Source organism: Pontibacillus sp. ABV4_188 (assembly GCF_056311905.1).
On sequence record NZ_CM149975.1, the window covers coordinates 2,459,343 to 2,471,608 of the forward strand.

The following is a 12,266-nucleotide window of genomic DNA, read 5'->3' on the forward strand; positions in this document are numbered from 1 at the left end:
ACCATTTTACTTTAGCACTTTTATGCTTTTATGCTTTTAATTGATAAAGTATAGTAGCTATTATTCTACATGCTCAATTTAGAAATTGTCAACGGAAAGATCTGAGGCAAAATGATTACAAATAGATGGAACGTCACCCTGTAAATTCAACGCACATAAAATCTATGACCGGACCACGTGCCCCCATGTATAAAGGAAGTTCAGCAGAATAGTATAGTTATGGAGGTGACATATAAGTAAAGTTAATAAAAAAGAATGAACTCCTTTTCGGAAAATCCTACTTAAATTCTTGATAATAGAGAAGTATCATCAGTAAAGATTGTAATGGTTTATGTGCGAGATTAGGATTTGTTCATTAAAATTACTACTTATAAATTCGATATTTAAGTTACCACTCAAGATATGATGGACCCTTCTATGCTTTCACTATACAAAAAGCTGAACGAACCTTTTTAAATACAACTAAAAAGGGAAGTTGGTATATAAGTAAAAATAAAAAGGAGTTTGACGGAAAACTATGGCCTATGTCTTATTGCTTGTTGGGTTCGGTTTATTAATTAAAGGAGCCGACCTATTCGTGGATGGTTCCTCTAACATTGCCAGACTCTTACGTGTACCACCTATATTGATCGGGTTAACGATTGTAGCTTTTGGCACAAGCTCTCCTGAGGCAACTGTTAGTATTATTGCCGCATTACACGGAAATGCGGAAGTTTCACTTGGGAATGTTGTAGGTAGTAACATCTTTAATATTACGTTAGTAGTAGGGATAGCAGCCTTTTTATATCCGTTAATGGTAGAAAGTGAAACAACTAGAAAAGAAATTCCATTTATATTACTGGCTAGTGGGGCTTTACTCGTGCTTGTAAGTGATACGAGATTACAAGGGTTTAGCGGAAACTTTCTAACGCGCGGTGACGGAATCATCTTCTTATTGTTCCTATCTATATTTGTGTACTATGTCATTGAAGTGGGTATGAAAAGCCGAAATACATCGGCACAAGAGCCAATCCCCACAAATATAAAGTGGGGGAAAAACATCCTTTTAACGCTATTAGGTTTAGGAGCTATTATTTTGGGCGGAGACCTAGTAGTAGATAATGGAACAGAGATTGCTTATGCACTAGGAATGAGTGATACGTTAGTCGGTTTAACGATCATTGCGATTGGTACTTCTCTTCCTGAACTGGTAACCTCTATATCTGCAGCATTGAAGAAAGAAAGTGGAATTGCATTAGGAAATGTCGTTGGAAGCAACATTTTCAACATCCTATTTGTTCTGGGGTCTTCAGCTGTCATAACACCTTTACCTGTGAATGGGAAAATATTCGTTGATGTATTGATTATGATTGCATTTAGTTTGTTGTTGTTCCTATTCTCTAGGACTAATTACAAAATTGGAAAAACAGAAGGGTTTATCCTTCTGACTATGTATATCATTTATCTTGTTTACATTATCTTGAGAAACTAACATTCTTATCATGAAAAAGCCTACTCTAAAATTAGAGTTATGCCGGTAAGTATACCTCCCCACCTAAATAGTGTTGTATGACAGAGACACCTCCGGATAATTGTTCATTTCATTCAGTCAGAAGAAGGAAACTCGGTCAAATTTGTAGAAATTACAGTAGGGACCTGTTCACCAAACTATATAGGTTATTCAGGAGGGAAATATGGGTAGATTAGTACATTTTGAAATTCACGTTGATGACATGAATCGCGCAAAGAGTTTTTACGGTGAAGTTTTTGGATGGACATTTGAAGACTGGAGCGAATTTGCTGGTATGCCTTATTTGGGAGCTGTGACTGGCGGTGAGGATATACCAGGAATTAATGGCGCTTTAATGAAACGGCAAGGCCCAGCCCCACAACCAAATCAACCTGTAAGTGGCTTTACTTGTACTATGGGAGTAGAAGATTACAATGCTATTGAGGCAAAAATTCTCGAACATGGTGGCGAAGTAGCCCTACCGAAGTACGCCCTTCCTGGAATGGCTTGGCAGGGGTACTACAAAGATACAGAAGGAAATATCTTTGGCATTCATCAACCAGATGAAAGTGCAAAATAGAATCGTTTTATCACTAGTAAAGGCGCTTTTATAGTGCCTTTTCTTTTATTTTAAAGCTGACTTTCTGCTATTTATGTTATACTCGTTTAGAAAAATTATTACATTACATAGGTACATTTACGAAAGGCGATATTGATCTTAAAGGAGCATTAAGATGGGCATAAAACAAAAGGGAATCCTATTTAGTTTACTATTAGGTTTATTCTTTTTCATTGGATGGCAATCAAATTCTAACGAGGATACTAGTAGTCCATCGTTCGTGAACTATGAGTATCTTTCTTTAGATGACGAATATTCCGATGAAATTGATAGCTGGTTAAGGAGAGTAAGAAACAATCCTGAAAATGACTTGTTTCATCTCAGTTTAGAGGATGGAAAGGAATATATTTATGGTCAGGGATACACGCAGGCTAAAGTTTCACATACATATGAAGATTTTGACGGAAATATAAATCGTTTCGTCACGGCAACCTTGCTTAAAGAGGATAGTAGGAATGAGATACTTGTTGAGATCACATACAACTCTGATGTTGATGGATTCACGTTAAATGCGACAGACAATAAAACACAATTTTATAATTAAAAGCAGAATTCGCCGCTACTCCAAAGTAGCGGCGAACCCTTAAACCTTCTTCTCAAAATCAAACTTAATCTTATATTCTTGATCCAACTTCAGTGCCGTACTAAACGGCTTCTTCCCCTTAAACCCTTTCAACACCTTCGTCTGCTTCTTCTCACAGAGTGTTTTAATCATATTTTGCGTCAACGTCTTTCCTGCTAGCTTTTTCGGGAAGGATACTTTACACCCTTCTTTATAGGCAGAACACCCATAAAACTTATACCGATCCACAATGGATCCTGTTGGACAAGCTGGGCACTTGGCAATTGGGGTGTTGTATTTCTTTTTGTTCCCTTCACCCGTGTCACGTACTTGCACCTTCTCAATCGTGGAAGGCGTTTCTTCTATGAGCTTATGAATAAACTGATTCGTTTGTTTAATAAACGTTTGTTTAGATCCTTGGCCGTTACCGATTTTCTTTAGGTAAGATTCCCATTTAGCGGTCATGGCAGGACTAGATAGAAGCGTCCCTTCAATGGCTTCACACAAGGTGATCCCCTTCTCGGTCACGTACACAACGTTCTTCTTCACTTCGATATACTTCTGAGCTTTGATCGTTTCAATGATGCCAGAGCGAGTTGCTTCTGTACCGAGGCCTTCGACTTCTTTTAGGATCTCAACATCTTCCTCGTTATCAATAAATTTCCCGCACGTTTTCATCATGTTGATCAATTGACCTTCTGTATACGGCTTTGGTGGTTGCGTCATGCTTTCTTTAATATGAACACGGGCACCTACTTCTTCCCCGTTTTTCACTTCTGGTAATAAAGCATCTTTGTCTTGATTTGATTTAGCGGGCTTTGGAAAGAGTTCCTTCCAACCGCGCTTCACTTCCGTTCGGCCAGTTGATTTGAACACTAGACCTTTTACATCCGTCATGATCGTCGTTTCTTCATACACATAGTCTTCATGGAACATGGCAAGTGTATTGAGCATAATTTCACTATAGATGTTCTTCTCTTCCCTGCTTAGTCCATTGATTTTGTTTTGAGTTGGGACTGTTTTAGTCGGGATGATGGCATAGTGCTCCTGAACTTTGCTGCTGTCGACGTAGCGTTTGCTTGGTCTTGTTGAGGCAGGGGTAAACGATACGTTCATCGCTTCCTGATAACGTCCTAGATTCTTCACCAAGTATGAGAATTCGTTATCCGTAATGTAGTTACAGTCTGTACGTGGATAGGTAACGAGACGCTTCTCATACAGCTTTTGCATCGTTTTAAGCACCTGTGACGGGCTATACTTCCAGCGCTTGTTGGCTATACTTTGTAACGTCGACAGAGAGTGAAGCTTCGGAGATTTCTGATGCTTCGTCTTCTTATCAACGCTTTGAACGGTTCCTTGAATGTCTTCTTTCTCTTTCAGACCGTGTTGATCCATAAGCGCTTGGACTTTGGCTTTGTCTTTCTCTTTAATCTTGGCTAAGCCTTTATAGCTTCCCTTCTCCGCTTGGAAGAGTCCTTCAATTTGGTAGAAAGGTTCAGAGACAAAGTTCTCAATCTCTTTTTGCCTTTGATAGATTAAATACACGGTAGGAGACTGGACTCGTCCGATTGATAGATAACCTGAAAAGCCCTTCTTTTGAAGTAAAACGGTAAACAGGCGACTTGCATTGATCCCCACCATCCAGTCGCTAATCTGACGGGCTTTCGCTTCATCAAAGAGAAGCAGGTCCTTTTCATTCGTTTGAAGCTGATTGAACCCTTTTTGGACTTCGTCTTTTTCTAAAGAATTGATCCATAGCCGCTTAACCGGTTTCCCCTTTACACCAGTCAGGCGAAGGATACTGTAGAAAATATTTGACCCTTCACGGTCGACGTCGGCTCCGTTTATGATAACGTCCGCTTTCTGGAATAGTGACTTCACAACCTTAAACTGCTCCCACTTTCCGCTTGAGACTTTCTCATAAAATTGATCCGGAACGATGGGCAATTGATCGAGCTTCCACTTCTTCCATTCCGGCTTATAATCATGAGGTTCTTTCAATTCAACGAGGTGACCGATCCCCCATGTAATCGTGGCACCTTCTGGAAACGTGTTATCTGGTTTTAGTTCGATATATGTTTTCGTTTTTTCTTTAATTTGAAATGCATCAGCGTAGGCTTTCGCTTGAGATGGTTTCTCGGCTAAGATGACCACTCGCGTCATGGTCTCCACTCCTTTCAACGAAACACAACTGTACTATGAGATGATAGAGAAGGCAAGGGGAAGGATAGAAAGGTGGGGAATAAAGAGAAGAAGGAAGCAACAGTTAGATTGCTTCCACGATCCATTTTACCATCTTCCCGATTAATCGGGGAAGATACAAGAGTACCTCAAAGAAGACATCGAAATACAATAGAGTAGAATCCCTGTGTTCTTTCCTTTTCTTACGGCTCAACGAATCGTCACCTCCACCATTATTTTACCATGATTAGGAAGAGTTGTTTAAGAAAAGGTTACGTAAATTACGTGTTCGTTAAAATTGGTCTATATCCTTATTGACAAGCTATATCTTTAAATGTGGCTCCTTCTCCTAGAAGGAAGGTCAAATCCTTTCAAACTTAGTTAGAGAATTCTTTATTTAACCCATACACATTTAACACAGCACGCGTGAGGATCCTCGCCCCATCAATCATTCTGTCTTGATTAAATGTCATATACGGATGATGCAATCCAGGGTTCAGGTCGCACCCTAGCCCAAGCATGGTCGCTTTTAGTTCAGGCTTCTTAATGGTATAGAAGTGAAAATCGTCCCCTCCAGGAGTTACGGTCGGTTCCAACGTATAGTCAGCGCCTAACTCTGATACAATTGCCCCTCTCATCACTTCAATCGCCTCTTCATTCGTCATGGCGGCTGCAATTTGATTAATTGCGCCAACTTTAATGGTCGTACCATACTGAAATTCAATCGACTTAAAGATATGCTCTACTTGCTCTTCTAATTCAGCCATAACGGGATTCGTTTGCGCTCTTAGATCGAGTGAAAGTGAAGCCTTACCAGGAATGATGTTTGTATTCGGACCGCCAGCATGGAATTTCGTTACTTTTGCGGAATGAGGGACTCCTGGGTTCATACGAATCTGATTGATTGCGTTCACTAGTTGCGTACCTACATTCACTGCATTATGAGTCAGATGAGGTCTCGCCCCGTGAGCATCCTCTCCATCGATTTCAATTTCCATTAGCTTTGTGGCACCGTGACCAATCATAGGTGTCGCATAGCCATCCTTCACTTCTGCTTGAGGCCTCAAATGCACGCCAAATAAATAATCAACATCTTCGACCACACCAAGCTCGACCATTTTGAGCGCACCGGCAGCTTTCTCTTCAGCGGGTTGAAAGATGAATTTGACCGCTACTTGATCTTTCAAATCTTCAAGACTATGTATAAGATATAAAACTCCAAGGACCATGGCCATATGAGAATCATGACCGCAGGAGTGATTTGCACATTGTGTGCCGTTTACTTCCTGCCAAAGCGCATCAATATCTGCTCTTAAGGCTACAACAGGTACGGTCCCGTCAAAATTTCCATACTTCCCTACGACACCAGGGCAGGCGTCAAAGGTTTCTGTTTCACACCCGTAGCTCTGAAGAATCTCCTCGATATAGTTGGTCGTCTTATATTCCTGCCAGCTTATTTCTCCATTCTCATGTAAGTAATTAAAGGCTTGTCTAATTTTATCGTCGATTTGCTGTAACATGCTGCATCCCCTCTCGTTGTGCTCAATTGATTATAGAACTTGAACAGTAGTATAAAGGACAACAAGATGTCTGTAAAATATGAAAAATGCAACAATTAAGTTCGACTCAAAAAATAAGAATTCTCATACGTTCTTATTTCAGCCATGTTTATTATTTAATAAGTGTGAAACAGACAGTTTATCACTCCCCGTTACCGCCAATATAATGGACAGCCCAAGTAATGCAAGAGGAAATTCAAATCCCCCGATCAATCCCACAGGAAGCTTAACAAGTACAATCGCTCCAATCATCGTGAGTCCGAGTAAGATCGCAGATGGCACTACAAAAAGGCCAACTAGTAGAGAAAGTCCACCTACTGCTTCAATAACTGCTGTAACATAAGCTAACCACTCTGGCTGACCTAATTTACTAAACATCTGAACCGTATTCTCCATATGACCAAGCTTTTGAAATCCATGAGCCATCATGATGACACCAAGGATTACTCTTCCGACGAAGAGGCCCCACCCTATTTTCTTATCCATACAAAACACCTCACTTATCGTTGCCTAGATTAAATTGTATGGAATAAGCATGAGGAATAGACTCAACATGACTAATTCAAAAGGAACTATGAAACTTATGTAGAATTATGGAATTAGGAAATGGATTTATTTAGTTAATCTGTTAGAAAAAATGATTCGTAAAGTAAAGTATAACGAAGATCGTAAAGGTGGCTAACGATGAAGCAATTTCTTTCAAGGTATTCTCACTGGTTATTCCTGTCTATTGTAGGTATTAGCTTATTTTCATCACTATTTACTCTTAAAAATTCCACACTTGATGTTATAGCAATTATTTTCGGAGGTATTGGGCTGCTCTCTCTTGGCCTTGTTACATATATCGTAGAGAAAAATTACAAAAACCATAAAGACCGAGATTAACAAACGACCCTTAAAAAGCTTACTCTCATTTACTTTTTATTTCAAAACTTTAAAAAACAGTTCGCGGTATTCAAAGCCCCCGAACTGTTTTTATTCGTACTAATCCTTTCCTTTATTATGATAAATGGCTGCCTCTTCATCATTGGCAACGGGATAATGGTGATGTTGCTGGTACTTCTCATGACCTTTACCTGTGATTACAATCCAATCCCCCATTTCAGCCATTTTTACAGCTTCCTCAATTGCCAATGTACGATCAGTGATCACAACTCCCTTATCATTCCCATATCTTTCTTGGTAGCTGATTAATGTATCTTTCATTTCCTCAGGAGAAACGGAATTCAGGTCATCGAAGGTAAGAATATATCGATCACTCATTTCAGATGAGATCGATACCATATCCTTTCTCTTGCCCGGGTCCCTATCTCCTCTAAATCCAAAGATATGGATAAGCTTGCCCTCACTGTTTTCTCTTACAGTATTCAAGCAATTTAGTAGAGCATGAGGGGTATGAGCATAATCTACAACAAGTGTAGCCCCATTACTTAATTCAGTAAGTGCAAACCTCCCCTCAATTCCCTGAAAGTGCTGAATCGCGGAAATAGCACCTTTCGTATCTACTCCGATTTGTTTTGCAGTTCCATATGCCATAGCTATGTTATACATGTTATGTAACCCGTATAATGAAGGCCTAATTGAAATACTTTCATTATTTTCCTTTAACAATAAGCGCGGTGGGTTAGTTGTATAGCTCGCCAGTTTTACATCGCTTTTTTCATTTTCACCGATTTCTAACGTTGGAATATTTTTATCCTCAAGCTGACTCGCTAATTGCTCACCCCACAAGTCATCTGTGTTAATGATCGCTTTTCCTTTGTCTTTCAACATCTCAAAAAGTTTCCTCTTCGCCTTGAAATATTCTTCCATAGAACCGTGATAATCCAAATGATCCTGAGAAAGATTGGTGAACAAAGCATAATCGAAATAAATCCCTTCAACTCTATGCTGTGTCAAAGCATGAGACGACACTTCCATCACCACTACGTCATCTTCACTTTGGGCTAAAAGTCTATTTATTTCTAATAAGTTTGGTGTAGTATTAACCGTTGGATAACTCTTACCATTAATGATATTCTTAGTGCTACCAAACAGCGCACAAGAAAAACCATTATCATCTAATATTTGTCTTAAAAGATAGCTGGTACTGGTCTTTCCATTTGTACCTGTAACACCGATTACAATTTTTCCGTTCGTAGGATAGTTATAAAAATGATTACTTATTATGCTTAAAGCATTTCGACTGTTATCTACTTGAAAATAAGGAACGGATAAATCTGTGATCTTCTCTTCACCTATTACCCCACATGCTCCATTTTCGATTGCGTTATTAATAAAATGATGACCATCTTGATGGTATCCTTTGATTGCAATAAATAGAAAACCTTCCTGAACATCTTGAGAGTTACAGGAAATTCCTTTTATTAATGTTTTGGGATATACACTATTACTTTCAGATTCCACAGTTTTTAGGATGTTGTCTAATTCGTGAAGTTCCATGTGCGCTCTCCTTTTATAAACCTTCTTAAAAATCTTCTACTTAATTTTCACCAAAAAATAGAAAAACTTTAAAAAAGAATAAAATATCCTGAATGGCCTCCTAAGATTATTTCTATAAGAGCCTAACCTTCAGGATTCCCCGTTAAGATACTACTTAAAACAAACATTAGCAAAACGGGACATAGGGACAAGTTCATCGTCCCACTGGGTGTTGAATCCTCAAGAATTAATAACCAAAAAAACGAGCACACAAGGAATACACCTTAATGTGCTCGAAGGAAAAAATCACTCATTCAACGTTCTCTTTCAAAAAGGATCTCAACTTATCTAATACTGTCTGGTCACTATCAAAAGTAAACGTTAAAGAATGGTCATCAAACGAACCACCGATTTGCCCATTCACAATTAGGTGCCCAAATCTTGTCATAGTCATCATGATATGAGCATCAGAATCTTGATCACGAATTTCAACGCTTCCTCTTAACCCTTTTAGAACCGACTCTGTTTTTCTTAAAACTCCTGTTAAATCAACATTTGATATACAGAAATTCGAATCCCCTTTAAACCCTTGAGATTCAACTATAAACCTCATGGTATGATAACCGTCTACTTTGTATAGATATTCGATACTAAGTTTAGTCTTCTCTGCATCTACCATTGTAACTTTATTCATATTCTTATCTCCGCTCTTGAATGTTTTATCGTTAGATCTTCATTTAGCTATATAACACTTTAAACCTCTCACATACTACGGGAATCTTATGATGGAATTCTTGATTTACTTCCTCTAACTCCTTTTTGAAAAAAGACTCATGTTCCCCACGCCAGAACTTCAAGGTCCGGTCCCCTTCCCCTTCTAAATAAGCATGCTCCTCGGTCACATCATTAAAAGGGACAACTTCAACTGAAATCGTCTCAGCAATCGCTACTGCTCTCCCTTCTCCATCAAGAATAATGTTATGAAGACCAACATAAGGCAATGACTCATGTTCTTCATACGCTAAATAATTAGAAGCCGTTGCTGTTTTGGTTCCATCTAAGACCAATGCAGCCAGTTCATCTGCCATCTCCCTTGAATCACCAAACGCCCAGGCCTCATAGTCCTCCGGTGCTTGTGGGTTTTCCTTCTTAAAGTCATCCCACATTTGTTGAATTGAATTATGACTCATTTTGTTCTACCTCTTCCTATATTGTTTTGCTCGATTGATTCAAGCTAATCTTATATTGCAGATCTTTCAGAAAGACTCAGTCCCCCAACCATTCCTCATATGTCTCTTCTATTTTCTTTTCGAGAACCTGTTTTTCTTGCTGAAATTCCATTAATACTTCCAAGTCCTCTTCAGTATTCATCTTTTCTGTTAAGGAGGTAAGCTCTATCTCTAACGTTTCAATCATCCCTTCATAATCAGGTATTTCCGGCTTCTTCTCAGGAACTTTCTTTTGCTTCCTAACTCCCTTCTCAGGCTCTTTCACAACCTTCTTCTCCTCATGCTTCAATCGAGCCTCATCAAATGAACGGTTGTATCGGTACAGCTTTCCCTCCTCTAAAAATGCACATTCGCTAAAGCATCGGTTGAGGAAGAAACGATCATGGGATACAGCAAGGACCGTTCCATTAAATTGCTGAAGGGCTTCTTCTAATACTTCCTGAGATTCAATATCCAAGTGGTTTGTCGGCTCATCTAATACAAGCAGGTTGACTCCCTGATGCATAAAGATGGCGAGCTTCACACGCATTTGCTCTCCTCCGCTTAGCTGACCGATCTTTCGGAAGACCGCATATCCAAAGAACATAAATCCTGCTAAAATATGACGGGCTTCCCCTTCTGTCACAGAGATTTGTTCCCTGAAGTAGTCAATTATACGCAAGTTCCCATCTACTTCTTTCAAAGGATGTTGAGGGAGATACCCAAGGCGAACTCCAGTCCCAGTCTTAATACAACCCTCATCTGGCGTCTCTTGTTCCATTAGCAACCGAAGGAGCGTCGTCTTGCCGCTTCCGTTTCGTCCAACAATGGCAAGACGGTCCTTAAAACGGAGGTGAAGGCTAGCTCCTGCTAACACATTCTGATTTCCATACCGTTTCCATACCTCTTCAGCAATGAGTACATCATTCCCGCTCCGTTCATTGGCTTCAAGGGTTAATCCCATCTTCTTCGCATCAAGTAAAGGCTTCTCTTTCTTCTCCATCTTCTCAAGGGCCTTTTCCATGCTTTTGGCTTTTCTGAACAGCTTCTCACTTGGTGGGTTGGCTTCATTCGCCCACTGTCGCAATCGCTTAATGGCTTCTTTCATTTTCTTAATCTTCTTCTGCTGCTCCTGATAGGCTTTAAACTCCGCTAGCAGGAACTCTTCTTTCTGATTTACAAATGAGGAGAAGTTCCCTTCATACTGAAGCAGCTCTCCTTGTTCTAAATCCATAATCCTCATCACGGTATGATCTAAAAAGGTTCTATCGTGTGAAATGATCCATACCGCTCCTGTGTAACCTTGAATAAATCCTTCCAGCCACTCGATGGCTTCGAGATCAAGATGGTTTGTTGGCTCATCTAGAAGAAGCACATCCGGTTCTTGTAATAAGAGACGCGCTAACCCTACCTTTGTCTGCTCACCGCCACTTAAATTATCAAAAGAAGCATCCAATAATCCTTCAACTCCAAGCCCATGCGCTACTTTCTCAATCGTTGCTTGAAGCTCATATCCTCCTAAGCGAGCATATTGATCTTGAAGAGTGCCGTATTCCTCCATGGCTTTTTCTAATTGTTCAGGCTGCTGCATCAACGTCTCCAGTTCGATCATTCTTTTCTCTAAAGCAAGAACTTCCGTAAAGCTTTCTTTCAAATAGTCCTGAACGCTCCCATTATTAAAGTCCGGCAACTGTTCCAGATAGCCGATGGTTGCTTGTTTCCTTACAAAACGCTCTCCCTCGTCTGCTTGATCTAATCCTGAAATCAGTTTAAAGAGCGTAGACTTCCCCGTTCCGTTCCGACCCACTAGGCCTACTTTATCCCCTTCATGGATCTCAAAGTTGATCTCTTCAAATAATAAATCCCCGCTTACGAATTTCTTTATATCTTTCATCGTCACTAACATAGTGTTTTCCTCCGATTATGGTTATTATTAAACGCAAAAAGCCCTTGAGAATGGTTTCTCAAGGGTCACGCCCGCACTCCGTATATACAAAAAGAAACCACACTTATCGTGTGGTTTCCGGGTCCGTTCTATAGGTTGAATGAAGGGATTCCCACACGCTGTGCTCATATTCTGTTGCTAAAAAAGGACAGACGTGTCCCGTCAGCAACAAAACCATGAGTTTGCGCACGATGAATATATAATAATTGACTATCAATCGTGCTCTTTAAAGCGTGTACCATCTCTTCATTCACCTCCTAGCTAATTCGGTATGCTTATCTT

Annotated in this window: 12 protein-coding genes; 4 read left to right on the forward strand and 8 right to left on the reverse strand. The window is 39.8% G+C overall.

Translation table 11 applies throughout. The features are described 5' to 3' along the window. Positions 1–517: 517 nt before the first annotated feature. The 3 genes from ACYX4O_RS12650 to ACYX4O_RS12660 all read left to right on the forward strand — a co-directional run bounded on the left by ACYX4O_RS12650 (position 518) and on the right by ACYX4O_RS12660 (position 2,652). Positions 518–1,471 (forward strand): calcium/sodium antiporter, encoded by a 954-nt coding sequence (locus ACYX4O_RS12650; RefSeq protein WP_476351414.1) that lies wholly within the window; start codon positions 518–520, stop codon positions 1,469–1,471. Between the two features lie 202 nt (positions 1,472–1,673). Then, positions 1,674–2,069, forward strand: coding sequence for a VOC family protein (locus tag ACYX4O_RS12655; protein WP_476351416.1), 396 nt, complete (start codon positions 1,674–1,676; stop codon positions 2,067–2,069). Between the two features lie 154 nt (positions 2,070–2,223). Then, complete coding sequence (locus ACYX4O_RS12660) at positions 2,224–2,652, forward strand: hypothetical protein (protein WP_476351418.1); 429 nt, start codon at positions 2,224–2,226, stop codon at positions 2,650–2,652. Between the two features lie 39 nt (positions 2,653–2,691). On the opposite strand, the gene ACYX4O_RS12665 is transcribed toward ACYX4O_RS12660, so the two are convergent. The 3 genes from ACYX4O_RS12665 to ACYX4O_RS12675 all read right to left on the reverse strand — a co-directional run bounded on the left by ACYX4O_RS12665 (position 2,692) and on the right by ACYX4O_RS12675 (position 6,896). Then, positions 2,692–4,833 (reverse strand): type IA DNA topoisomerase, encoded by a 2,142-nt coding sequence (locus ACYX4O_RS12665; protein WP_476351420.1) that lies wholly within the window; start codon positions 4,831–4,833, stop codon positions 2,692–2,694. 395 nt (positions 4,834–5,228) lie between these two features. Next, a complete protein-coding gene (locus ACYX4O_RS12670) occupies positions 5,229–6,371 on the reverse strand; it encodes a M20 peptidase aminoacylase family protein (protein ID WP_476351422.1) in 1,143 nt (380 codons plus the stop codon). Positions 6,372–6,509: 138 nt separating this feature from the next. Further along, positions 6,510–6,896, reverse strand: a complete 387-nt coding sequence (locus ACYX4O_RS12675; protein WP_476351424.1) for a DoxX family protein — start codon at positions 6,894–6,896, stop codon at positions 6,510–6,512. A gap of 198 nt (positions 6,897–7,094) precedes the next feature. Between ACYX4O_RS12675 and ACYX4O_RS12680 the strand changes: the two genes are divergently transcribed. Next, positions 7,095–7,295: a hypothetical protein gene (locus tag ACYX4O_RS12680; RefSeq protein WP_476351426.1), complete on the forward strand. Its 201-nt coding sequence runs from the start codon at positions 7,095–7,097 to the stop codon at positions 7,293–7,295. Between the two features lie 99 nt (positions 7,296–7,394). On the opposite strand, the gene ACYX4O_RS12685 is transcribed toward ACYX4O_RS12680, so the two are convergent. The 5 genes from ACYX4O_RS12685 to ACYX4O_RS12705 form a co-directional block, all read right to left on the reverse strand. After that, on the reverse strand, positions 7,395–8,852 hold the full coding sequence (locus ACYX4O_RS12685) for a UDP-N-acetylmuramoyl-L-alanyl-D-glutamate--2,6-diaminopimelate ligase (RefSeq protein ID WP_476351428.1): 1,458 nt from the start codon (positions 8,850–8,852) through the stop codon (positions 7,395–7,397). A 289-nt stretch (positions 8,853–9,141) separates the two neighbouring features. After that, on the reverse strand, positions 9,142–9,525 hold the full coding sequence (locus ACYX4O_RS12690; protein WP_476351430.1) for a hypothetical protein: 384 nt from the start codon (positions 9,523–9,525) through the stop codon (positions 9,142–9,144). A 43-nt stretch (positions 9,526–9,568) separates the two neighbouring features. Next, a complete protein-coding gene (locus ACYX4O_RS12695; RefSeq protein WP_476351432.1) occupies positions 9,569–10,021 on the reverse strand; it encodes an ASCH domain-containing protein in 453 nt (150 codons plus the stop codon). 76 nt (positions 10,022–10,097) lie between these two features. Further along, a complete protein-coding gene (abc-f, locus tag ACYX4O_RS12700) occupies positions 10,098–11,945 on the reverse strand; it encodes a ribosomal protection-like ABC-F family protein (protein ID WP_476351434.1) in 1,848 nt (615 codons plus the stop codon). A 164-nt stretch (positions 11,946–12,109) separates the two neighbouring features. Continuing rightward, the gene (locus tag ACYX4O_RS12705) at positions 12,110–12,226 is read right to left on the reverse strand and encodes an RAxF-45 family protein (RefSeq protein ID WP_476357125.1); all 117 of its coding nucleotides are present in this window, start codon (positions 12,224–12,226) and stop codon (positions 12,110–12,112) included. Positions 12,227–12,266 lie beyond the last annotated feature (40 nt).

Bases quoted from the DNA above. Each gene is read 5' to 3' on its own strand.
- ACYX4O_RS12705 (WP_476357125.1), bottom strand. From the start codon at position 12,226: ATGGTACACGCTTTAAAGAGCACGATTGATAGTCAATTATTATATATT.
- ACYX4O_RS12660 (WP_476351418.1), top strand. From the start codon at position 2,224: ATGGGCATAAAACAAAAGGGAATCCTATTTAGTTTACTATTAGGTTTA.
- ACYX4O_RS12680 (WP_476351426.1), top strand. From the start codon at position 7,095: ATGAAGCAATTTCTTTCAAGGTATTCTCACTGGTTATTCCTGTCTATT.
- ACYX4O_RS12685 (WP_476351428.1), bottom strand. From the start codon at position 8,852: ATGGAACTTCACGAATTAGACAACATCCTAAAAACTGTGGAATCTGAA.
- ACYX4O_RS12655 (WP_476351416.1), top strand. From the start codon at position 1,674: ATGGGTAGATTAGTACATTTTGAAATTCACGTTGATGACATGAATCGC.
- ACYX4O_RS12650 (WP_476351414.1), top strand. From the start codon at position 518: ATGGCCTATGTCTTATTGCTTGTTGGGTTCGGTTTATTAATTAAAGGA.
- ACYX4O_RS12690 (WP_476351430.1), bottom strand. From the start codon at position 9,525: ATGAATAAAGTTACAATGGTAGATGCAGAGAAGACTAAACTTAGTATC.
- ACYX4O_RS12695 (WP_476351432.1), bottom strand. From the start codon at position 10,021: ATGAGTCATAATTCAATTCAACAAATGTGGGATGACTTTAAGAAGGAA.
- ACYX4O_RS12665 (WP_476351420.1), bottom strand. From the start codon at position 4,833: ATGACGCGAGTGGTCATCTTAGCCGAGAAACCATCTCAAGCGAAAGCC.
- ACYX4O_RS12675 (WP_476351424.1), bottom strand. From the start codon at position 6,896: ATGGATAAGAAAATAGGGTGGGGCCTCTTCGTCGGAAGAGTAATCCTT.
- abc-f (WP_476351434.1), bottom strand. From the start codon at position 11,945: ATGTTAGTGACGATGAAAGATATAAAGAAATTCGTAAGCGGGGATTTA.
- ACYX4O_RS12670 (WP_476351422.1), bottom strand. From the start codon at position 6,371: ATGTTACAGCAAATCGACGATAAAATTAGACAAGCCTTTAATTACTTA.